16 protein-coding genes are annotated in these 20,572 nt (G+C 59.7%); 7 read left to right on the forward strand and 9 right to left on the reverse strand.

Features of this window, described 5'->3' with window-relative positions:
- Nucleotides 1–2 precede the first annotated feature (2 nt).
- Entirely contained in the window at nucleotides 3–1,094 is a 1,092-nt protein-coding gene (locus PH5382_RS07055; RefSeq protein WP_058333825.1) for an ABC transporter ATP-binding protein, read from the reverse strand.
- A 159-nt stretch (nucleotides 1,095–1,253) separates the two neighbouring features.
- Entirely contained in the window at nucleotides 1,254–2,987 is a 1,734-nt protein-coding gene (locus tag PH5382_RS07060) for an ABC transporter substrate-binding protein (protein ID WP_058333665.1), read from the reverse strand.
- A gap of 299 nt (nucleotides 2,988–3,286) precedes the next feature.
- On the opposite strand from PH5382_RS07060, the gene PH5382_RS07065 reads away from it, so the two are divergent.
- Together PH5382_RS07065 and PH5382_RS07070 are read left to right on the forward strand one after the other, a co-directional pair.
- Nucleotides 3,287–4,414 (forward strand): THUMP domain-containing class I SAM-dependent RNA methyltransferase, encoded by a 1,128-nt coding sequence (locus tag PH5382_RS07065; protein WP_058333666.1) that lies wholly within the window; start codon nucleotides 3,287–3,289, stop codon nucleotides 4,412–4,414.
- 131 nt (nucleotides 4,415–4,545) lie between these two features.
- Nucleotides 4,546–5,055: a thioesterase family protein gene (locus PH5382_RS07070; protein ID WP_058333667.1), complete on the forward strand. Its 510-nt coding sequence runs from the start codon at nucleotides 4,546–4,548 to the stop codon at nucleotides 5,053–5,055.
- 96 nt (nucleotides 5,056–5,151) lie between these two features.
- On the opposite strand, the gene PH5382_RS07075 is transcribed toward PH5382_RS07070, so the two are convergent.
- Together PH5382_RS07075 and PH5382_RS07080 are read right to left on the reverse strand one after the other, a co-directional pair.
- Complete coding sequence (locus PH5382_RS07075; protein ID WP_058333668.1) at nucleotides 5,152–6,294, reverse strand: acyl-CoA dehydrogenase family protein; 1,143 nt, start codon at nucleotides 6,292–6,294, stop codon at nucleotides 5,152–5,154.
- On the reverse strand, nucleotides 6,278–6,973 hold the full coding sequence (locus PH5382_RS07080) for a TetR/AcrR family transcriptional regulator (protein WP_058333669.1): 696 nt from the start codon (nucleotides 6,971–6,973) through the stop codon (nucleotides 6,278–6,280). The genes PH5382_RS07075 and PH5382_RS07080 overlap by 17 nt, the downstream gene beginning before the upstream one ends.
- 103 nt (nucleotides 6,974–7,076) lie before the next feature.
- On the opposite strand from PH5382_RS07080, the gene PH5382_RS07085 reads away from it, so the two are divergent.
- Nucleotides 7,077–7,871, forward strand: a complete 795-nt coding sequence (locus PH5382_RS07085; RefSeq protein ID WP_058333670.1) for a TIGR03084 family metal-binding protein — start codon at nucleotides 7,077–7,079, stop codon at nucleotides 7,869–7,871.
- A gap of 241 nt (nucleotides 7,872–8,112) precedes the next feature.
- Here the strand turns inward: PH5382_RS07085 and PH5382_RS07090 are convergent, their stop codons facing one another.
- Nucleotides 8,113–8,970 (reverse strand): 2-dehydro-3-deoxygalactonokinase, encoded by an 858-nt coding sequence (locus PH5382_RS07090; RefSeq protein WP_058333671.1) that lies wholly within the window; start codon nucleotides 8,968–8,970, stop codon nucleotides 8,113–8,115.
- Between the two features lie 591 nt (nucleotides 8,971–9,561).
- Here PH5382_RS07090 and PH5382_RS07095 point away from each other — a divergent pair.
- From PH5382_RS07095 to PH5382_RS07105, 3 genes are all read left to right on the forward strand, one after another.
- Complete coding sequence (locus PH5382_RS07095) at nucleotides 9,562–10,392, forward strand: sugar transferase (protein WP_231751813.1); 831 nt, start codon at nucleotides 9,562–9,564, stop codon at nucleotides 10,390–10,392.
- Between the two features lie 540 nt (nucleotides 10,393–10,932).
- Nucleotides 10,933–11,763, forward strand: a complete 831-nt coding sequence (locus PH5382_RS07100; RefSeq protein ID WP_306341244.1) for a CpsD/CapB family tyrosine-protein kinase — start codon at nucleotides 10,933–10,935, stop codon at nucleotides 11,761–11,763.
- A 227-nt stretch (nucleotides 11,764–11,990) separates the two neighbouring features.
- The gene (locus tag PH5382_RS07105; RefSeq protein ID WP_058333672.1) at nucleotides 11,991–13,274 is read left to right on the forward strand and encodes a GumC domain-containing protein; all 1,284 of its coding nucleotides are present in this window, start codon (nucleotides 11,991–11,993) and stop codon (nucleotides 13,272–13,274) included.
- A 37-nt stretch (nucleotides 13,275–13,311) separates the two neighbouring features.
- Here PH5382_RS07105 and PH5382_RS07110 read toward each other — a convergent pair whose 3' ends face one another.
- Nucleotides 13,312–14,679, reverse strand: a complete 1,368-nt coding sequence (locus PH5382_RS07110; protein ID WP_058333673.1) for an oligosaccharide flippase family protein — start codon at nucleotides 14,677–14,679, stop codon at nucleotides 13,312–13,314.
- A 245-nt stretch (nucleotides 14,680–14,924) separates the two neighbouring features.
- Here PH5382_RS07110 and PH5382_RS07115 point away from each other — a divergent pair, with 245 nt between their 5' ends.
- Nucleotides 14,925–16,148 carry a glycosyltransferase gene (locus PH5382_RS07115; protein WP_058333674.1) on the forward strand — a complete coding sequence of 408 codons (1,224 nt, stop codon included), beginning with the start codon at nucleotides 14,925–14,927 and terminating at the stop codon, nucleotides 16,146–16,148.
- Between the two features lie 79 nt (nucleotides 16,149–16,227).
- Here the strand turns inward: PH5382_RS07115 and PH5382_RS07120 are convergent, their stop codons facing one another.
- The 3 genes from PH5382_RS07120 to PH5382_RS07130 are packed head-to-tail and all read right to left on the reverse strand — an operon-like array spanning nucleotide 16,228 to nucleotide 20,569.
- Nucleotides 16,228–17,094 (reverse strand): glycosyltransferase family 2 protein, encoded by an 867-nt coding sequence (locus tag PH5382_RS07120; protein ID WP_058333675.1) that lies wholly within the window; start codon nucleotides 17,092–17,094, stop codon nucleotides 16,228–16,230.
- Nucleotides 17,091–19,628 carry a hypothetical protein gene (locus tag PH5382_RS07125; RefSeq protein WP_058333676.1) on the reverse strand — a complete coding sequence of 846 codons (2,538 nt, stop codon included), beginning with the start codon at nucleotides 19,626–19,628 and terminating at the stop codon, nucleotides 17,091–17,093. Before PH5382_RS07125 ends, PH5382_RS07120 begins: the two co-directional genes overlap by 4 nt.
- Nucleotides 19,625–20,569 carry a hypothetical protein gene (locus PH5382_RS07130; protein ID WP_058333677.1) on the reverse strand — a complete coding sequence of 315 codons (945 nt, stop codon included), beginning with the start codon at nucleotides 20,567–20,569 and terminating at the stop codon, nucleotides 19,625–19,627. Before PH5382_RS07130 ends, PH5382_RS07125 begins: the two co-directional genes overlap by 4 nt.
- Nucleotides 20,570–20,572 lie beyond the last annotated feature (3 nt).

Here is a 20,572-nt window from a genome sequence, read left to right on the forward strand (position 1 = left end):
CCTCAGGCTGCGCGGGAGCCGTCGGGTGCAAAGAAGTAGCACGCCGAAGGGTCCATGTAGAAGTCATGCATCTCGCCAATCTCGTAGGGATGCACCCCTGCCGAAAGCGAAACCCAGTTTGCATGTGTTTCGCCCGCCGGGGTGCTGCCCAGGCCAAGGTCGAAATGCGCCGAACTTTCGGAACCCGAAAGCTCCGTTACCTGTACCTGACCGGCCAGGCGTACCGTTGCTTTGTCGCTGGCGGTTGGCAGAACGTGATAGGGGCGCACTGCCAGATCATAGGCGCCATCGGCCAGACCAGCTGCATCGCCTGACAGCTGCCACGACACTCGCGTTCCCATCCGGGCGGTGTTGCCTTCCTTGGTGACGCTGGCAGTATTGATCGGTGGGTCGGAAAAGACCCGCGCTGCATCGAGATTGCCGGGATTGCGGTAGATTTCGGCCGTGGGGCCAAACTGTGTGACGCGACCATCGCGCATCAGTGCCGTTTTGCCACCCAAGAGCAGTGCCTCTTCGGGCTCTGAAGTGGCATAGACCACCACGGCGCCGCGTCCGGCAAAGAGTTCCGGCAGCTGGTCGCGCAATTCTTCGCGCAGCTTGTAGTCCAGGTTGGCGAGGGGTTCATCCAGAAACACCGCCCGGCTTTCCTTGGCGATGGCACGCGCCAGCGCGCAGCGCTGCTGCTGGCCACCAGAGAGCTCATGCGGGCGGCGCTGCAGCATCGGTTTCAGCTGCAGGATCTCTGCCGCCTCGGCAACACGATCTTCGATCTCGGACTTCGCCATCCCAGCCACTTTCAGCGGCGAGGCGATATTGTCGTAGACCGTCATATGTGGGTAGTTGATGAAAAACTGATGCACCAGGCTGATATTGCGCTTCTGTGTGCTGAGCCGGGTGACGTCCTCGCCCTCCATCAGCACCTGACCACTGGCCATCGGGTCGAGCCCGGCCATCAGCTTGATCAGCGAGGTCTTGCCTGATCCGGTGGCGCCCAGCAGGACGTTGAAGTGACCGGGCTCCAGCATCAGGGAGGTATCCTTGATGTGTTCGACCGCGCCGACGCGCTTGGTCACGTTTCTTAATTCTAGTGCCATCTTGCTTTGACTTTCCGGCAACCGGCCAGACAGCATTTGCTGACAAGGGCCGTGTCTGTATTTGCGTAGCGGAGAAAGAGCCCCGGAGTGTCGCGAAACGCTCCGGGGCAGTGTCGGGCCTAATACCCTGGGGATCAGAGGCCCGACGGGGAGGAGGTGTTACTGCGAGGCCCAGCGGGCGACCAGTTCGTCATAGTTGACGGTCTGACCTGCAGGTTTCTCGTTCTCCAGCGGTGGCTTGGCGCCGCCATTGGCATACCACCACTCGGCGTCTTTTTCTTCGTTCAGGCGCGGACCACAGCCGCCGTAGATCTCAGCCTGCTCATCGGCACGCTGCATGCGGGCCATAGTGATGTCCATTTCCTCGGCCAGACGGTTCATCGCTTCCTGCGGGGTAAAGGCACCCGAGTTCACGTCACCAATCTGCTGCCACCAGATCTGGGCCAGCTTTGGATAATCCGGCACGTTCACACCGGTTGGTGACCAGGCCACACGATCCGGCGAGCGGTAGAATTCTACCAGACCACCCAGGTTCGCCGCGCGCTCCGAGAAGCTTTCGTGGTTGACCGAGCTGTCACGAATGAAGGTCAGACCCACGTGGGATTTCTTCACGTCAACAGTTTTGGACACAACGAACTGGGCATAGAGCCAGGCCGCCTGCGACCGCTCCAGTGGCGTGGATTTGAGGAAGGTCCAGGAACCAACGTCCTGATAGCCAACCTTCTGACCGTCTTCCCAGTAGGGGCCATGCGGGCTGGGCGCCATACGCCACAGCGGTGCACCGGCGTCATCGACGGTGTTGTTGCCTTCGGACTTTGGCTTTACCATATCGGCGGTAAAGGCAGTGTACCAGAAGATCTGCTGGGCAACATTGCCCTGCGCCAGAGCTGGCAGCGACTGGTAGAAGTCATAAGACGCCGCACCGGGAGGTGCATATTTGCGCAGCCATTCGTCCCATTTGCGGATTGCATAGACCGCCGCCGGACCGTTGGCAGCGCCACCACGCGAGACACTTGCGCCCGCTGGGTTACAGGAGCCCGCTTCCATACGGATGCCCCACTCATCGATTGGCACGCCGTTCGGTTCACCTTTGGAGCCGGCACCGGCCATCGACAGCCAGGCATCGGTCATCCGCCAGCCAAGGTCAGGCGCACGTTTGCCATAATCCATGTGGCCATAGATCGCTGTTCCGTCGATTTCTTTGACGTCTTCGCTAAAGAACTCGGCGATGTCCTCATAGGCGGACCAGTTGACCGGAACACCCAGGTCATAGCCGTATTTGGCCTTGAAGGCTTCCTGAAGATCGGCGCGGTCGAACCAGTCCTTGCGGAACCAGTAGAGGTTGGCAAACTGCTGATCAGGCAGTTGATACAGATCGCCATCGGGACCGGTGGTGAACTGAGTGCCCATGAAATCATCAAGGTCGAGACCGGGGTTGGTCTGGGCCTTGAAATCGCCTGCCATCATGTCGCTGAGGTTATGGGCCAGCTGCAGACGTGAGTGGGTGCCGATCAGATCGGAATCGTTGACATAGGCATCATAAAGATTGCGCTGTGTCTGCATTTGGGTCTGAACCGCCTGTACCACTTCGCCTTCGCCGAGGATCTGGTGGTTCACCTTGATACCGGTGATTTCCTCAAAGGCTTTGGTCAGAACTTCCGATTCATAGGAATGCGTCGGAATGCCCTCGGAGAGCACGTTGATCTCCATGCCCTTGTAGGGCTCGGACGCAGTGATGAACCACTGCATCTCGCTCATTTGTTCGTCTTTGTTCAGAACCGATGGCTGAAATTCCTCATCGATCCATTTCTTGGCGGCTGCTTCATCGGCATGACCCGCCTGTCCCGCGACAACGGCGCAAACCGCTGCTGCGGACAAAAGATACCTACGCATCTTTTTCCTCCCTAAAAGTCCGTAAGGCCAGGAATGCGACAAGCGCATCTGACTGGCATAGAGCTTTCATAGAGGCGTCACACTTGTCAAACTAAAAATTTAGTATTGATTTAAGGTGTTGAAGTTAAATAATTTTAATCGCGTAAAATTCGGGCGCGACCGGGCAGAGATACGACTCTTTTTGGGCTTGATTTGCGCCTGAGACTTTGCCGCGTCGCGGCATTTAAATATCAGTTTTTGTGAATATATCTTGTGAAATAGCCATCGCTCAGAACACCAATTCAGTCTATGAGACAGCTATGAGCGAAATAAACACATTCGAAATTTTCCTGACGGCGGCACCGGGACTGGAAGCCGCGCTTTTGGCTGAGACGATAGAGGCCGGTTTTACCGATGCCAAATCCGTACCCGGTGGGGTCACCATTCAGGGCGACTGGCGAGAGGTTTGGCGCGCCAATCTGCAACTGCGTGGTGCGGCCCGCGTGTTGGCGCGGATTGGCGAATTCCGCGCCTTTCATCTGGCGCAGCTCGACAAGCGGTCGCGGAAATTCCCCTGGGGTGATGTGCTGCGCCGCGATGTGCCACTGAAGGTCGAAGTGACGACCAACAAGAAATCCAAGATCTATCACGCCGGTGCCGCCGCCCAGCGGGTTGAAAAAGCGCTGGTTGAAACCTTTGGTGCCACGATTTCGAAAGAGGCGGCGCTGACGCTGAAGCTGCGCATTGATGACAACAACTGTCTGTTCAGTATCGACACCTCGGGCGAGGGGCTGCACAAGCGCGGCCATAAATCCGCTGTGGGCAAGGCACCGATGCGCGAGAACCTCGCCGCACTGTTCCTGCGCGACTGCGGATTTGACGGACGCGAGGCGGTGGTGGACCCCATGTGTGGCTCCGGCACCTTTATCATCGAGGCGGCAGAGATTGCCCTGGGCTTGATGCCGGGACGCAGCCGCGCCTTTGCTTTTGAACAGCTGGCCTCGTTTGATGCCACAGCTTTTGAAACTCTGAAACAAGAGCTGACAGCCAAAGCGCATGCTGAGGCAGGTCTGATGTTTTACGGATCCGACCGCAACGCAGGCGCGGTTGAGATGGCCACGGCAAATGCCGAACGTGCGGGGGTGGCGGCTGTCACTCAGTTCAGCCAGCAGGCTGTCAGTGATCTGATGCCACCTGAAGGCGCGCCGGGTCTGGTTATCGTCAACCCGCCTTACGGTGCGCGGATCGGCAACAAGAAACTTTTGTTTGCCCTCTATGGCGCGCTGGGACAGACCCTGAAGGAACGCTTTTCCGGCTGGCGGGTCGGCATTGTCACCAGCGAGACCGGGTTGGCCAAGGCGACCGGGTTGCCGTTTCTGCCTCAGGGCGCGCCGGTGGCACATGGCGGTTTGAAAATTCGCCTGTTCAAGACCAAACCCTTGCCGTGATCTGTCACGCCGGTTGGGCCCAGAAAACTGACGTTATGATTTGCTTTACCTCGTATTTCAGCTGAGGCATCTGACCAAAGTCGTTGGGCTGTGTGCCCTCAGACACGGCTTTAGCGAAGGAGAGTGCCGCGATGACAACAGCCCCGATAGGTGGCCACGACGGGCCATATCCCGCGCCGGTCCGAGTGGATGCCCAAGAAGTCCTGCCTGACTGGATCGACTACAATGGCCATATGAATGTTGGCTACTACGGTTTGGCCTTTGATCGGGCGATTGATCAGCTGTTTGATCAGCACATCGGTAACGGCGAAGCCTATGTGCGCGCCGCCGGGCAGGGGCTCTATGTGTTGCAATCGCATATCACCTTCTTGTCCGAGCTTTTGGCGGGGCAGAGCTTTGATGTCGCGTTTCACCTGATTGATCACGACCTCAAACGCATCCATTTCTGGGCTGAGCTGAAGGTCGGGACACGGATCTGTGCCACGCAGGAAGTTCTGGCGATGAACGTCGATCATGGCACCAAACGCAGCACGGTTTTTCCGGATTGGCTGCAACGAAGACTGGCGCAGATGCAGGCGGATCATGACGGTTTGGCGCGTCCCGCCGGGCTGGGCGCTGATCTTGGAATTCGTAGACGTTGAAGACCTGACACTGTGCTATCAGCTGCAAAAGAGGCGCCGCAAGGCGCCCCTTCTTTTGGTTTCAACTGACTGCCCGCGCTTTTGGAAAACGAGCTTTCAAAGCCCCATTTGCCGGACCGCCAGATCGCGCATGATTTCTTCTGAGCCGCCGCCGATGGCCATGACTTTGACCTCGCGGTAGATCTTTTCCACCCGGTTGCCGCGCAGATAGCCTGCGCCGCCCAGGATCTGCATCGCCTCCGAGGCGCAGAATTCGCAGGCTTTGGTGGCAAAGAACTTCGCCTTGCTCAGCTCGGCCACCGGCATCTCGCCTTCGTTGACCTGCCAGCAGATCATCCGCAAGGTCGCCTCGACCGCATCAATGCGGGCGGACATCTCGGCGATCTTGTGACGGATCACCTGATGCTTGATCAGCTTTTTACCAAAGGTCTCGCGCTCCTGTGCCCAGGCAATGCTGTCTTCAAGGCAGGCTTTCATCATCCCTAGCACCCCGGCGATCAGGTTGATGCGCTCCATGTTGAAATTATTCATGATCGCCAGAAACCCGGTGCCTTCGTCGCCCATCATGTTACTGGCAGGCACCCGGACCTCATCCAGGAACAGCGTTGCCTGATCCGAGCACCACCAGCCCATTTTGCGGGTCAGTGCACTGCGCGAGAACCCAGCCATATCGGCTTCGACAAAGAACAGCGAAATGCCGTTCAGCCCCTCGCCGCCAGTGCGGGCCGGGATCACGAAATAATCCGATGTCATGCCGCCGGTAATAAAGGTCTTGGAGCCGCTGATGACCCAGTGATTGCCATCGCGCCGTGCGGTTGTTTTCAGATTGGCCACATCTGACCCGCCGCCGGGTTCCGTCACGCCAAGGGAAGAGCCTTTGCGGCCGGACAGAATTTCCGGCAGCACCCGTTCTCGGATCTCGTCACAGGCAAGCCGCGCGATCGGCTCTACGGATATAGTGCGCCCGGCCAGGGCTGCTGTGACGCCGCCTGCTCCGCAGCGGGCCATTTCCTCGCTATAGGCGGTGCGCAAGAAACAATCGTCAAAACCAAGACCGCCATATTTCTCGTCGATGCCAAAGCCCCAGACACCAAATTCACCGACCTTTTGGTGCAGCTCCCAGGGAACCGCGCCGGCCTCGTCCCAGTCATCGCAGTAGGGCTGAATTTCTTTTTCCACAAAGCTGCGAATGGTGTCGCGAAAGGCGCGGCGCTCTTCGGTCTCAAATGGGTTCTTCATCCGTGTCTCCCTGAGAGGCGCGCGCGGACAGATGCGGCGCCATGATGCGGCCAAATAGATCGACCATCTTTGTTATGATTTCCGGGTCGCGCTCATAAGGTGCCTGAGTGTGCAGCCCGCGCATGAAGCTGCGGCAGATCGACCAGAGCAGGGCCAGCTCATCCTCGTGACCCTCAGCGGCGCTATAGAGATGGGCAATGTTGCGATTGAAATCGTCATTATAGGCCCAGAGCGACGGGGTGATCCGCGCACTCAGCGCTTTGTCGGTGCGGGCCGCGACTAGGATTTCCATCAGTGCGCGTCCCTCGCGGGTATTGATGACGCGTCGCCACAGCCGGTGCAGCTGTTCCTGCAAGCAATCGCAGTCGCGTGACGGGCGCAAAAGATTGGCCTCTCCATCGGGCGGCGCCGTGCCGCGAACGGGGGCCAGAAGATGCTCCAGTGTTTTCACCATCATTTCCTCTTTGGAGGGAAAATGATGCGTTAGCGCCCCACGCGACACACCCGCCAGCGTCTGGACCCGGTTGATAGAGCATTCGGAATAGCCCAGCTCATCCAGGTTGGTGATCACCGCGTCAAAGATCTTGCCACGAGTGCGCGCCACGCGGGCCGGGTTGCCGCGCATGGGGTCTTTGATCGCAGAGGTGACGTTCGGTTGGTCTTCGGTTCCTGTGCACATCAGCCTATCCTTTTGTCGAATCGTAAAACAGAACGCTTGGTCTGTTCAATTGCATGAATGCAGGTCAGACGCAGCGGCACTTGACCGTGAGAGGGAGAGAAAGATGCAACAGGCAGAAGATTTTCGCGCAGAAAGCCAGGCCCTGGCCACCTTGCTGGAGGATCTGCCAGAGGCGGATCTGCACCGGGAGACGTTGTTCAAGGGGTGGACCATCGATCATGTGCTGGGGCATCTGCACTTGTTCAATGTCGCGGCCGAGACCTCGCTACAGGGGGCTGTCGCATTCGGGGCCTTCATTGGTCCGGTGGTGAAAGAGATGCAGGCGGGCAAGTCGATCCTGGAATGCCAGTTTCCCTGGCTGGACAGATTGTCCGGTCGGGCCCTGTTTGAGGCCTGGCGCGCGGGGGCTGAAAGCTGTGCTGATGCCTTTGCCACGGCAGACCCAAAGGCGCGGGTGAAATGGGTGGGCCCGGATATGAGCGCGCTGAGCTCGATCACCGCACGCCAGATGGAGACCTGGGCCCACGGTCAGGAGGTGTTTGACCTGCTGGGCGTTGAGCGCGTGGAGCAGGACCGCATCCGCAATATTGCCCATCTCGGGGTGTCGACCTATGGCTGGACCTTCATCAACCGCAAAGAAGCAGTGCCAGAGCCTGCTCCCTATGTGGAATTGACCGGGCCATCTGGAGCTATTTGGACCTGGAATGAGGCGCAGGCGGACAATTGCCTGCGTGGATCAGCAGTGGAGTTCGCCCAGGTGGTGACACAGGTGCGCAACATTGCCGATACTTCTTTGGGAACAACAGGCCCGACTGCCACACGCTGGATGGAGATCGCTCAATGTTTCGCAGGCCCCGCCGAGACACCCCCGGTCAAAGGCCAGCGTCACAAGGCGTGACCTTGATCATGTCGAGAGTGTAGGGCCATGAGAGGGGGGGCTCCCGCGCGGGCTTGATCTCCTGACGGAGATTGCGCCCCCTTGGGCCCGGCGCCGCCCCTGTCGGGGCGGCGGACCTGTGGCATTTGTTGAGAGACCCACCCAGTCGGGGTTTTGGTGGCCACGACCATTATGGAAAAAATCACTGGCCGGGTGCCAGACCATCGAAGGCCACCACTAATTCTCTTAACCGAGAGCCAGCTCAGGGCGTATCGATCTCCCCCTGAAGCAGGCGCCATGCCTGAAGCAGGCCTGCCAGCGCCATGCGTTCGGGATCCGCGTGGGTGGCCGACAGTCCCTGTGCCTGCAGGGCCGCCATATAGGGGGCTGCCAGATCATCACTGCCAATCAGGGCCAGGTTCTGCCCCAGCCAATAGGGGCGTGCAGAAGCAAGTTCGGCGCCAAGCAGATAGCCCCATAGCGCGCCATTTGCCTCTGGCGCGTCCTTTTCAGAAAATTGCACTGCGACAGACAGCTCGGCCAGACGGGCGGCCAGGCGCTCGGGCTTTGACATGATGTCGGCTGCGGCCTCTTGCAGGGCGGTCTGGGCCCAGGTCGCTGTCTGATTTTGCCGCAATGATTGAAACAGGCGCGGGGTAAGGAAGCTCTGAAAACTGACCACTTCTGCGGCGCTGACCAAAGCCCAATGGGTCATGGCACCGGGCAGGCAGATCACCCCGTCCCATTTGGGATTTAGAGCAAGGAAGCCTGCGATCTGCGCCGCAGCAGTTTGCATCACTGCCAGCGGAGCGGCCTGTTTCAGCCCCGGTAGGAACTGCAACCGCCTGCCGTCAGGGGATTGTTCAACTGTGCGCAGATCGCCTGGCTTTGCCGGAATCTCTACGGGTTGGGCCAGGTCAGAGCCGCTGACCAGAACCGGAATATCAGAAGTCGAAGTGCTTTCGTTTAGAAAACTCAAAAGGGGTGGGCGCCACTCCCCCTCGGAAAAGGGCAGGTGATGCTGTCGCAAAACAGTGGCTCCGGCCATGGTCCATAGGGTGATGTGCTGGGCGCCGATTGCGACGGCAATCCAGTTCGGGAGGGTTTGGGCAGCACTCATCGTTTTCAGACCTCTTAAGGGAACTCCGACGCTACAGGTCAGAGACTTTCTGTGTTCATACCGGTGCCGACAGGAGGTTTCAAATCTGGTTTGTCAGAGGGCTTTCACAGGATCAGGAACTGGCTAGTGATGGGCCTGAGAGAAGCAATGTTCAGGCAGAGTTCAAGAGGTGGCGCAGGCCGATTCCTAAAAAACGCGACTTTTTTGAGGCGCAAGTTAGACAATGATTCCATTTCAACTTTCAAAAACAGAGATAGTGCCTATCTGATGGGAGGGATTGTTTCCTCATTGGGGTGTGTAAAAGGGAAAATAGACTGTATGCCTATCCTTTCGTTACAATTCTAGCCAATTTGCGTAGATATATTCTGTCACAAAATCCTGTAAGCTCAGGGGGCGCTTGGCGATGTCGTCGGCGATCTGACAGAGCCCAGGATGAGGCCGAAACATGCGGGGGCATGTTTTCGGGGCAAACCTCAGGGTGTGACAACAAAGCCTGATCAGCTGCTGTGTGGGTTTTGATTTTAATGTGCAGTGCAATCACTGGGGGATCGCTCCCCCAGCCGAGAGAGCTGTGAGCGTATGGGGTTGAAGATGAAAGACTTTGTATCAGGTGCTGCGGGGGGCATGTTGCCAGGCGCGTCGAAGGAGGGCTGGCTGTCGGACGCCGGGATAGGCTATTCCTTGACGCCAGCAGTCATTCGGTCTGGTGCCATTCGGTCCGGGGTCTTGGTTGCTGCCAACACCAACGCGATGCTGCAACGTCTGCCGCCACAGGGAGGGCAGTACAGGGCCTCTGGTGGGCGAGGCCGCAAGGGGGTTTATGCAGCCGCTGGCAAGCGGGCGCTGGATCTTTTTCTGGTATTGGCGTCGCTGCCGATTGCTCTGCCGATCATTGTTTTCGCCGCTCTGGCTCTTTGGGTGGAAAGCGGTGTGCCCTTTTATTACCAGGATCGCCTGGGTCGGTACGGCAGGCGCTTTCGCTTGTTCAAGCTGCGCACCATGGTGCGTAATGCGGATCAGTGCCTGCAGGAACATCTTGACCGTGACCCGGCCCTGCGTCGCGAATGGGATGAAACACAAAAGCTGAAGCAGGACCCGCGTATCACCCCCGTCGGCCGGATCCTGCGGATGACATCGCTGGATGAGCTGCCGCAGCTTTGGAACGTTTTCACCGGAGAGATGAGCCTGGTTGGCCCGCGTCCGATGATGCCCGAACAGCTCAAGCTCTATGGAGATGCTTCGGCCTATTTTGCGGTCAAGCCGGGACTGACCGGTCTGTGGCAGGTGTCCAGTCGCAACGAGAGCAGTTTTGCCTCGCGGGCGCAGGCCGATGCCGACTACCTGCGCGCCATGGGGTTGCCATTGGATCTGAAGCTGATCTGGCGGACCGTAGGTGTCGTGGCCAGAGGCACTGGATATTAATCTGTTTGGGTTTGACTGCGGGCCTGCCTATGCGGCCCCCCGGGCACCATGCTAGAAGTTGTCAGGAGATAGCACGTGAAGCATTTTTCTGTACCTGCCCGCTCCGGCGCCGACCAAGGGCGCTCATTCTTATGGGACGATGATGACGGCATGACGCAAGAAGGTTTCAAGAGATTTCATCGTCGCAATCGGGGGCGTCAGGGCACCGCGGTTCAGGATGATGCGGGCCAGGACAGGCTGCTACTGGCCACAAAACAGGTGAAAAATCCGTCTCAAAAAACGGCTCGAAAACAAATCCAGAAACCGGCCGAGAAAATTACGAGCCCGGAACTTGCCGACCAAGAACTTACTGGGCAGCAGGGGCGGGCGGTCGAAGATATGCCAAAACCCAAGCCAATGTTGTTGAAGCCCTCGTTGAAGGCTTCTGCGGGCAAACCGTCCGTCGGCAAACCTTCCGTGCAACCTTCCGTGGCCCAGGCATCTGTGAAAGGGTCGCTTGGGAAAAGTACCCCGAAAGACACCCCCATAAACACTGTGAGCATGAACAAGACTGCCAAGCCGGTGGACTCGACTACTGCCGAAACTGTTCCAGAGCATTCTGTCTCTGAGGCTCCGAAAACACATCCCAAAAGAGACCGGTCTGCTGGTCTGCCAACCCGGTTTGATCCCTGGCTGCAACTGCCACAGGTTCCTTTTGATTTCTTGGGGCAAAAGCCCTCGCGCCTGCCTTTGGTTAGCGCCTTTCGCAGTTCACCGACTGCGCGGGCCTTTGATCTGCTTCGCACCCGCCTGCTGCACAGTCTCAGGGATCATGGCTGGAAACGGGTGGCGATCACCAGTCCGGCTGCGGGTGGGGGGACGACTTTTTGCGCGGTTAATTTGGCGCTGAGCCTTGCCCGCGTTCCCGGCAGCCGAACTGTGCTGATGGACATGAATTTCCGCCGACCAGGGGTCGCGGCAGCATTGGGTATTCCGGCTGCTGGCAGCATGGTTGATTTTCTCGCCGGTGAGCTTTCGCTGCCCGAACAGTTGTGCCGTCTGTCCGATACGCTTGCGGTGGGAACCAATCGGGTTTCGAAACAGAATGCCTCGGATATTCTGCATGCGCCCAGCACGGGCGAAGTGCTGGACGACATGATTGAGGACTGTCGCGCTGATACGGTGCTGTTTGATCTGCCACCCGTGCTTGAAAACGATGACGTTCCTGCGTTTTTGCCACAGGTGGACGGGGTTTTGCTGATCTCGGACGGGGATCACACCACGGCGGCTCAATTGGCGGCCTGCGAAAAAATGCTGGCGGGCCATGCGCCGCTTTTGGGGGTGGTGCTCAATCGGGCGCAGCAGACGGATAGAACACAGGTAACGCCCTGACAATTTCTCAGCCCAGTTATAGTTGTATCCTGAAACAAACCGCTCTTCGGTTGACAGAAGATGCGCCGGGTTGAGCGGGCTTCAACAGGCAGGAGAATTCGTCGCAAGATGCGGCCATAGTTTTGCCGACTTGCCATGATTATGTGGTGGTGAAACCTTCACCAGGTGCTGATCGGCTATGCTATCCTCATGGTGAGCTATGATGTGACGACAATAGAGAGCTTCCAATGGGGCCGATTTTTTCAGTACGTGATTTTTGGGAAATGCTGCGTCGCCGCTGGACAGTGATCCTTTATGTGACGGTGCTGGGGTGCATGGTCTCCCTCTGGGTCGCTCTGCGTCAGCAGCACTTGTACCAGAGCACCGAGGTAATCCAGGTTACCCGTCCGACAATTGCCGATGATCTGGCCAAATCCACCGTCGAAGGCTCTTCGGCGCGGCGGATGCAGTTGATCGAACAACGCCTGATGGCACGTGGCACCTTGCTCGACATCATCGAGAAATTTGCACTCTACGCGGACCTGCCAGCCCTGACGCCGACTGAAAAGGTGGTCATGCTGCGCAATGCGGTCTCCATTACTGGTGTGGCGGCGGCGCGCGAAGGCTTTGCAGATGATGGCACCATTTCTGTCCTGACGATCACGGCTCTGATGCCCACGGCCCTGCAGGCCCAGCAGGTCGCCAGCGAATTTGGCCAACGCACCATCGAGTTAAGCGTCGCCAGCCGGATAGAACAGGCCCGCGAAACCCTCAGCTTCTTTGCCGAAAAAGAAGCGGCCGTCGCCAGCCAGATCAGCACCCTCGAAGAAGAGATCTCTGCTTTTTACACTGCCAATGACGTGGCCCAGCCCGGCACGGTGGAGTTTCGGCGCAGCGAAATCGCGACGATCAACGAAAGCCTGCTGGATATTGCTCGCGAAAAAATCCTGATCCGGCGCGCTGCCGATCAGGCCAGTGCGACTGAGCGTCCGGCAACAGCAAAACGCATGCTGGCGGATTTTGCCGAACAACTGGCGACACTGGATGCCCAGAACAGCTTGTTGAACCAGCGTAAATCCGAATTGGAAGCGGCATTGCAGACCACGCCCGAAGTCCAGCGGCAACTGGGGGTCTACAGCCGCCAGATGCAGGCGCTTCAGGGAGAGTTAGAAACCATATCGGCCCGCCGCAACGAGGCCGAGGTGGGCTTTCGTCTGGAAACCTCGCGGCAGTCGGAACGCCTGACGGTGCTGGAACCTGCGGCCCTTGCGGACTATCCATCCACAGCAGCACGCAAGAAAAAGGCTTTGATGGGGGGCGTTGCCAGCCTGCTGGTGGGCCTGGCGGGGGCCTTTGGTTTGGAACTCCGCAAGCCGGTACTGCGCTCCGCCGTGCAGATGGAACGGGAGACCGGACTGGCCCCGGTTGCCTCGATCCCGGTGCTGGACGTCAGAAAACACCAGCCCGGCAGGATCGCTGCCTGGTTGCGGGCCAGGCGCAAGCCACGCGCGCAAAAACTGGCGCAACGTTAGAGCCATTCTTTTCAACGGTGATAGCCGGTGATCCTGCTCAGTTTGGCAGGGTCTCGATCAATGTGCCAAGGCTTTCGCGGTGCCAAAAGAGAGCTGCGCCACCGAGGGCCGTGGCGATGGCTGCAAAGACGCTATCGTGCAGCGGATCCCAGGCCTGATGCTTGCGGGCAAGCCAGATCAGCACGGGGTAGGCCGCGAGCATGGAAAGACCCATGGCAAGGATGCCGCCGGGTAGGCCGAACCAGGCGACAGCCAGTAGAAAAAACCCGGTTTGCAACAGAGCGCGACAGGCGGTAAACGCAAAAAAGCCGCGACTGTCACCAGCCGCCAGCGCAGCCTGATCATAGGTCATGGTGATCACCGCCGGTACCAAAGTCAACGAGATCAGTACTATCATTGGTCCGGCCTGTGCGTAGCGGTCATCATAGAGAAGATCGACCAGCCAGGGGCCAATCCAGGCCATCAGCAGTAGCAACGACAAGATTGCAGCCGTCAGCCCGGTACGCAGTTGCCGCTGACGTCGGCGGTTCTGCGGATCGGCCGCAACAGGTTTGTCGCGGTAAACCGGGATCATCAGGCGCTGATTCACAGCATGTCCCAGCAGCATCGGGAAACTGGCCAGGAAAAACCCGATATTGTAGACGCCCAAAACCTCGAGCGAGACGAATTTCCCCAGGATTGCGCGATCGCCTTGTGACGTCAAAAACCAAAATGCGGTCGACAGGAAAATCCATTTTCCAAAGCGGATGAGCTCTTTGGCAGCTGTTGCCTCCCATCGGAACTGGTTGCGCATGCCCGGCAAGCCATAATACGTCAGCGCCAGTTTGGCTGCGGCCTGCACGACGCCGCCCAACACCAGCGCAATCACCGACCCGCTGATCCAGGCCAGCAGCACCATGGTGCCAACCCCAATCGATTGCGCCGCTAGGTCTAGCAGCGTGACACGTCCGACCAGCAGATGCCGGTGCGCGGTCTCGATCCGGGTCGGGTTGAAGCCGGCAATGGCCAGACCAATTCCCGCAATGGGTAGATAGTACAGTAGTTCTGGCGCGCCATAGAACCAGGCCATTGGCCAGGCCAGAACCAGTGTCATGACCCATAATCCAAAGCCACGCAGCACCTGAATGCTCCAGGCAGTGTTGAGGAAGTCCGGATCATCACCGCGGGCATTTTGCGCAATCGAAGAACCTATGCCGACATCCGAAAACAGCGACAGCCCAACCGTCACCACAGTGACCAGCGCCATTAGTCCGAAGGCTTCGGGAAACAGCAGGCGCGCCAGCACCAGATTGGCCGCCAGACGCAGGGCCTGACTGCCGCCATAGCCGATCATTAGCCAGGAGGCGGAGCGCAACACACGGGCCATCAATCCATGGCCCGAAAAGCGGGCTGCAAGCTGTTTCATCCGGTCTCCCAATGTTCTGCTTGCCACAGGCTAGGCGGCGGCAGTCGGCGGGTCAATCGCCGGGCAGGCCGGGCTGGGAATTGGGCCATTCAGGGGCTGATATTGCCGACAATCCCGGCACTGGCCCACCATTGGCAGCACTTGGTTGACAGGGGCAATGGCCCCTAGGCAAGGGCGATATCAGCCGCTACCCTTGGGGGCGAAGAATGGGTGGCTGGCCAGAGTAGGAATGGAGTGGGAATCTCGTGAAAATTGCTTATGTTCTGAACAGTTACCCTGAACCCTCGCATAGTTTTATCCGCCGTGAAATCCAGGCTCTGGAGCGTCAGGGGCTAGAGGTGCTGCGCCTGCCGATGCGGCCCGGATCCGCGCCGCTGGTCGATCCCGGTGATCAGGACGAAGCCGCACGCAGCCACTATGTTTTGCAGGTCGGCGCGCTCGGCTTGTTTTCCTGCTTTTTGCGACAACTTGTCAGAGCGCCGCGCATGACGCTGGCGGCACTGCGGCTGGCCTGGCGCCTGGGGCGGCGGTCGCAGTCGGGTGTGCTGCGCCATCTGATCTATCTGCTTGAGGCGGCCTATGTGGCCCGGCGCTGTGCGGTTGAAGGCGTCGACCATATGCATGCGCATTTTGGCACCAATGCCACCACCGTGGCCTTGCTGGCGCATGTGCTGGGTGGGCCGGGCTACAGTTTTACCACCCATGGCCCGGAAGAATTTGATGCCCCACAGGCGTTGTCCTTGGGTCTCAAGGTCAATCGCTCACGCTTTGCTGTTGCGATCAGCAGCTTTGGCAAAAGCCAGCTGAGCCGCTGGGCCGATTTCGGTGCCTGGGAGCGTTTGAAAGTGGTGCACTGCGGGATTGAGCCTGCGCGCTTTGCCGATCCCGTCCCATTGCCAGAAGGGCCGTTGCGATTGGCAGCCATCGGACGTTTCGTGGAACAAAAGGGCCAGATGGTGCTGGTCAAGGCCATGGCGCAGGTGGTGCAGAGCCACCCGGAGGTGCATCTGTCACTGATTGGCGATGGGGAAATGCGTGCAGATCTGGAAGTGGCGATTGCAGCGGCTGGATTGGAGCGCAATATCACCTTCACCGGTTGGCTGGCCGAGCAGGGCGTGCGGGCCGAACTGGCGGCGGCCCACGCGCTGGTGATGCCCTCCTTTGCCGAAGGCCTTCCCATGGTGGTGATGGAGGCGATGGCGGCGGCGCGTCCGGTTCTGGCGACTTATATCGCCGGCACACCAGAGCTGGTTCTGCCCAGCAAAACGGGCTGGCTGGTGCCGGCGGGCGACGCAAGGGTGCTGGCTGCAGCCATTGTTGAGCTGGCCGAAACACCGCGTCCAACTCTTGAGGCGATGGGGCAGGCGGGACGCGCGCGCGTGCTGCAACGCCACGACAGCGATGTGGAGGCGGCAAAACTCGCGGAATTGTTTCGCGCAGCTCAAGGCGCGTCCCGCAAAGATCGTTGAGAAGCGGAGCCCTCCCTCCCGCGTGCTGTGACAGTTTGTTCATTTTTTTTGGCGACCTGCAGCGCAGCAAGGCGGCGCTTTAGCGCCCGCGCGTCCACCGCTGCGCCGAGCGAAACAGTGGCGTCTTCACCGCAGCGGTCACCAGGGCATAGGCTGCAAAGCCAAAGGGATCGCGCAGCGCCAGACGGGCCAGTTCTGACAAGGGCATCGGCTGTTTGTCGTCATTGGCCAAAAGCTGTGGAAACCGTTGGGCCAGCTCAGCGACACCTGCATTCTGCCGCCGCCGCACCCGGGTCAGATTGCGAAACCCCTCGACCAGCGGCCAGCTATAGGTCGCTGGCAGCTTGATCCTTTCAGCAGATGAAAAAGTAAGCCGCGCGAAGGTGTCATCGGCAATGATATCCGGCCAGTCCTGCCAACGCGCGCGCCCGGCCCGGTTCATGGCAAATAGCCCAAACCCTGGCACCCCGGCGCGCACAAAGGGCATGTTCACCCAAAATCGCCCATAGGCGCGGCTGAAAGCAGTTTGGGCCGGGGCAGTCCGGGGGGTGCCGCTGGCATAGCGCGGCTCTTGCCGGGTCAGTGCGCGCGTGATTTGCGGCAGCAATTTCGGAGATACGGTCACATCTGCATCCAGATAGACCAGAACATCGGCGCGCGCTTCGGCATCTCCCAAGGTCAGTGCATTCAGCTTGCCACCTTCTGGCAGGTCCAGCACCTTAACATGCCAACCGTCGGGCACCGGCTGGCTGCGGGCAATATCCGCCGTTGCATCGGTGCAGCCGTTGGCGAGCACCAGCACTTCGCCCCAGCCTGCGGCGGGCAGGGATTGCCCCGGCAGCGGATCAGAGGCCAGCAAGGCCGACAGGCAATCGGCGATATAGTCTGCCTCATTATGGGCAGGGATCAGGACCGAAATCAGTGGCTTGTCAGACGTGAGGCTCATTTCACCGCCTCCAGCATCTGCCAGCGCGGATTATCGCCGTCGCTCAGGCTGCGCAACGCGCCCCAGCTGCCCCATTTTCCAGGCACAGCCACATCGGCATAGGCGGTGAAGAGTGTTCCGCCAAGATCGCGCCACCCGGTCAGAAGCGTGGCATAAAGCGCGCCCATTTCTGCAGTGTAGTTGAAATGGGTGAAAAACCCGGTGAGCATCTCATCCTCGGCCATGGGGCCGATGCCTACGACGTGACTGCCGCCTTCATACATGATCAGCTCCAGCCCGTGCCGATCAGCAACCTTTTTGTGATAGGGCAGCACCCGGCCCAACAGATCAACAAGCGTGTCGGCGGGATCGCCAGTTACCAGCCCGTCGCCCAGCTCTGTCGCTGCCTGCGCCGTGGCGACGTCATACTGATGGGTTTCGATGAACTTGGCGGCTTGCGCGCCCTGCAGCCCCTGTTCTGTTGCCATGTCGCGGGCGCGCAGCTGGCTGTCGGCAATCCAGGCGCGCACGATGGGCGCGCGTTCCTTGATGCCCAGGATGCCGCCAAAATAGCCGGTCACCGCATAGGCGTCGAAATAGTCAGCTGGGGGGGCATGATCTGGCGCTTCGGCTTGCCACAGCGGGGCTGTCAGCACCTGCTCTTCGAGGCCAAGCCAGCCGGTCTGGGTTGATATTACCCGAACGAGGCGATCCGCTGCAGTGTCATCAAAGACCTTGGTCCAGATCCGCGACATTTCGGCGGCGCGGGCACCGTAAAACTGCATCCAGAGGTCTTTGCCGCCCCAGCGCGCTTGCGCCTGGGTATCAGCCCAGCGGGCCTGCTCAAACTGCCAGTTCCAGACCTCGTTGGAGTATTCCACATAGGTTTTCAGGTCAAAATCCAGACGATCCCGTGTCAGGCTGGCGAAATTGCGCATGTAGCTGTCATCGGCCATATGGGGCATGTTGAACCAGGGGTTTGCCCCCAGCTGATTGGCCAGCTCGACCATGATTTCCGCAGGAACCCCCTGGCGCGCCCAGGAGTAGTCGCGGATCTGCGGGCGATCTTCCCAGCCGATCTGTTCGGAATCATTGGTGCCCATCCAATCCATGAACCGCAGGGCCGCAAAGCCATCCAGCAGTGCCAGCCAGCGCGGATTGAAGATCTCTCCGGCATCAAAAGCCGCCAGATCGGTTTCTTTGACCACAGTGATATTGCGCAGATAGGCGCCATCGCGTCCGATGCGTTGCAGTCGAATTTCAACCGGGCCGGGACCGGGGGTGAAATCAAAGGAGACCTCGCCCCTGCCATAGCGCTGGTTTTTGGCGCGGCCTGCAACCTCGATAATGCCTTTGCCCTCGTAGCGCAGCACATAGCGCCCGGCCAGCGATTGCGCGCTTTCGGGCAGATCGGTGAGGATCACGGTGCCGATCGAGCCTAATTCTGGCGGGATGGCGGTGGGCCAGCCATCGGGATCAAGGTAGCCTGCGGCATCCAGATCCGCCTCATTGGCACCACCCCAGCGCCCGGCCAGATGGCCGATCCAGGGGCGGGCTGTTTTGAAATGGTCTAGAAACGGTGCTTGCGGGCTCCAATCCGCGATGGGCATCAGGTTCATCGCAATGGGCTGACGGGCCAGGTTTGCTGGGGTTTCAAATCCCTGAGGCAGCTCGTCCGGGATTGGCCCGTCCAGCTGTGGCAGCTCTGCCTCTGGCGGCAGGCCAGGAGGGTCCGCTGGCAGGGCCGCCGTGCGTATCTCGCGCCCCTCACGTCCCTGGGCTGCGGCCCAAGCGATCTGCTGAAACCGTTTTGCCTGTGCGGACGTCGGGGCGGGGTAGCCGCTACCCCACCGATCTTTCAGCTGATCGGGCAGGCCTTCGGGCTTCTGTCCAGTCAGCACGGCATATTGCACCAGGCTGAGGTAGTAAAAGCCAAGCGCGTTGGGATGGATGTCATCTGCAAACAGATCTGAAACCTGCCGCAGACCCGGAACGGTGCCAGCCCGGATCGCATCATCCATCCGCGCCATGGCCTGTCCTGCGGGCAGCAGCTGAATATCGCCGCCGGTGGAGGCGTTAACCTCGTCCACCAGTGCCTGCCAGCGGGGCAGGTCTTGCGCCAGCCGGTCACGCCAGGGAGTAGCAGCCCCATCGTCAAAGGGAATATCCACCCCGGTGCCGCTGTTCAGGCTGTGCCAGGTCTCCTGCAGATAGAACTGCACGTCTGGGTTGGCGCTGTGCGCCAGTTGGTAAAACTGGGCGACAGCGGCGTCTGAGTGGCTCCACTTCAGGTGATTGGCCAGCGGTATGGCCTCGGTGACGATCACCGCATCGACCGGAGCTTTCAGCCGGTCACGGGCATTGATGCCCTCGGCGCTGTCGGCGTGTTGCCAATTATAGCTGAGCGGCGCGCCATTGATGATCTGGGCCTCGACCTGCACGGATGCAGCCCCGGGTTGGCGCGCCAAGAGCTGCTCCAGCATCTGCGGATTATCCGGCCCAAACAGCGAATGCCCGACCATCACAACCGAGGTCACCAGTGTTTCGAGGTTCATTTGGTGCCCTCGCCGCCGGATGTGACGCCAAACCCGATACGCGGCTGCGTCAAAACGGTCTCCCAGACGATCTTCTGCACCTGCGCGGCGGCCATGGGCGTGAAGCTATTGGCGGCGCTGCCATCACTGCGCTGCAGCTGATGCGGCAGGCCCAGCGGGCTGCGCTGATAAAGCACCGCATAGTGGGTCAGCGCCACCACATAGGCGCCAAGGTCATTGATATGGATGGTGTCCAGCGCGCCCTGATCATTGCGGGCAAACAGATCCTCGCGCGTAGTCATGCCGTCGATTTCACCCGCCTCGGCGGCGCGGGCCACGGCGGCCATGACCTGCCCTGCCGGGATCAGATAGGCGGGACGTTCAGGATTGGCGCGGCTGTCCGCCCCGGTCAGTTTTCCCAGCCAGAGCGGTCCGAGATCCTGCGCAATGCGGGTCTCCCAGCCATCGGGGTCATTCAGGTGATGCCAGGTCTCATAGAGGTAGACGCGGGTTTCGGTCGCACCGCTGCGGGCCAGATCGGCCCAGCGGTGGAAATAATCTGCACCGTCGAAATAGCGGAGGGCATCACGCAACTCGACCATCTCTGTCAGGATCACGGCGTCATAATCACCAGATCCAATTGCCTCGCGGGCGTCGCGGTAGGCGGAGGTTGCATTGGTTGTGGCAAAATCGCGAATTTCCAGATCCGGTTCCCAATGTTCCTTGAGCGACGTGCCGGACCCGAGCTGGCTGTTCCAGTGATGCCCGGCCGGGGCAAGCTGCGCCAGCATATGCGGCATATCCGGCCCCACCAGCGAGTGGCCGAGATGAAACACCGACAGCGTGCCTGTGGGGGCTGCAAGTGGCGGCACTGGCGGCAGCGGCGCGGGTTTGATCCAGCGCGCCAGCGGCCAGAGCGCCAGCAAGGCGGGCAAAAGCAGCAATGCACGACGCTGTTTCATCCG

This window comes from Phaeobacter sp. CECT 5382 (assembly GCF_001457775.1).
In the GTDB taxonomy this organism is placed as follows: Bacteria; Pseudomonadota; Alphaproteobacteria; order Rhodobacterales; family Rhodobacteraceae; genus Pseudophaeobacter.

What these genes read in the sequence shown, in the direction of transcription:
- PH5382_RS07055 (WP_058333825.1), bottom strand. Translation starts at nt 1,094, where the DNA reads ATGGCACTAGAATTAAGAAACGTGACCAAGCGCGTCGGCGCGGTCGAA.
- PH5382_RS07060 (WP_058333665.1), bottom strand. Translation starts at nt 2,987, where the DNA reads ATGCGTAGGTATCTTTTGTCCGCAGCAGCGGTTTGCGCCGTTGTCGCG.
- PH5382_RS07065 (WP_058333666.1), top strand. Translation starts at nt 3,287, where the DNA reads ATGAGCGAAATAAACACATTCGAAATTTTCCTGACGGCGGCACCGGGA.
- PH5382_RS07070 (WP_058333667.1), top strand. Translation starts at nt 4,546, where the DNA reads ATGACAACAGCCCCGATAGGTGGCCACGACGGGCCATATCCCGCGCCG.
- PH5382_RS07075 (WP_058333668.1), bottom strand. Translation starts at nt 6,294, where the DNA reads ATGAAGAACCCATTTGAGACCGAAGAGCGCCGCGCCTTTCGCGACACC.
- PH5382_RS07080 (WP_058333669.1), bottom strand. Translation starts at nt 6,973, where the DNA reads ATGTGCACAGGAACCGAAGACCAACCGAACGTCACCTCTGCGATCAAA.
- PH5382_RS07085 (WP_058333670.1), top strand. Translation starts at nt 7,077, where the DNA reads ATGCAACAGGCAGAAGATTTTCGCGCAGAAAGCCAGGCCCTGGCCACC.
- PH5382_RS07090 (WP_058333671.1), bottom strand. Translation starts at nt 8,970, where the DNA reads ATGAGTGCTGCCCAAACCCTCCCGAACTGGATTGCCGTCGCAATCGGC.
- PH5382_RS07095 (WP_231751813.1), top strand. Translation starts at nt 9,562, where the DNA reads ATGAAAGACTTTGTATCAGGTGCTGCGGGGGGCATGTTGCCAGGCGCG.
- PH5382_RS07100 (WP_306341244.1), top strand. Translation starts at nt 10,933, where the DNA reads ATGAACAAGACTGCCAAGCCGGTGGACTCGACTACTGCCGAAACTGTT.
- PH5382_RS07105 (WP_058333672.1), top strand. Translation starts at nt 11,991, where the DNA reads ATGGGGCCGATTTTTTCAGTACGTGATTTTTGGGAAATGCTGCGTCGC.
- PH5382_RS07110 (WP_058333673.1), bottom strand. Translation starts at nt 14,679, where the DNA reads ATGAAACAGCTTGCAGCCCGCTTTTCGGGCCATGGATTGATGGCCCGT.
- PH5382_RS07120 (WP_058333675.1), bottom strand. Translation starts at nt 17,094, where the DNA reads ATGAGCCTCACGTCTGACAAGCCACTGATTTCGGTCCTGATCCCTGCC.
- PH5382_RS07125 (WP_058333676.1), bottom strand. Translation starts at nt 19,628, where the DNA reads ATGAACCTCGAAACACTGGTGACCTCGGTTGTGATGGTCGGGCATTCG.
- PH5382_RS07130 (WP_058333677.1), bottom strand. Translation starts at nt 20,569, where the DNA reads ATGAAACAGCGTCGTGCATTGCTGCTTTTGCCCGCCTTGCTGGCGCTC.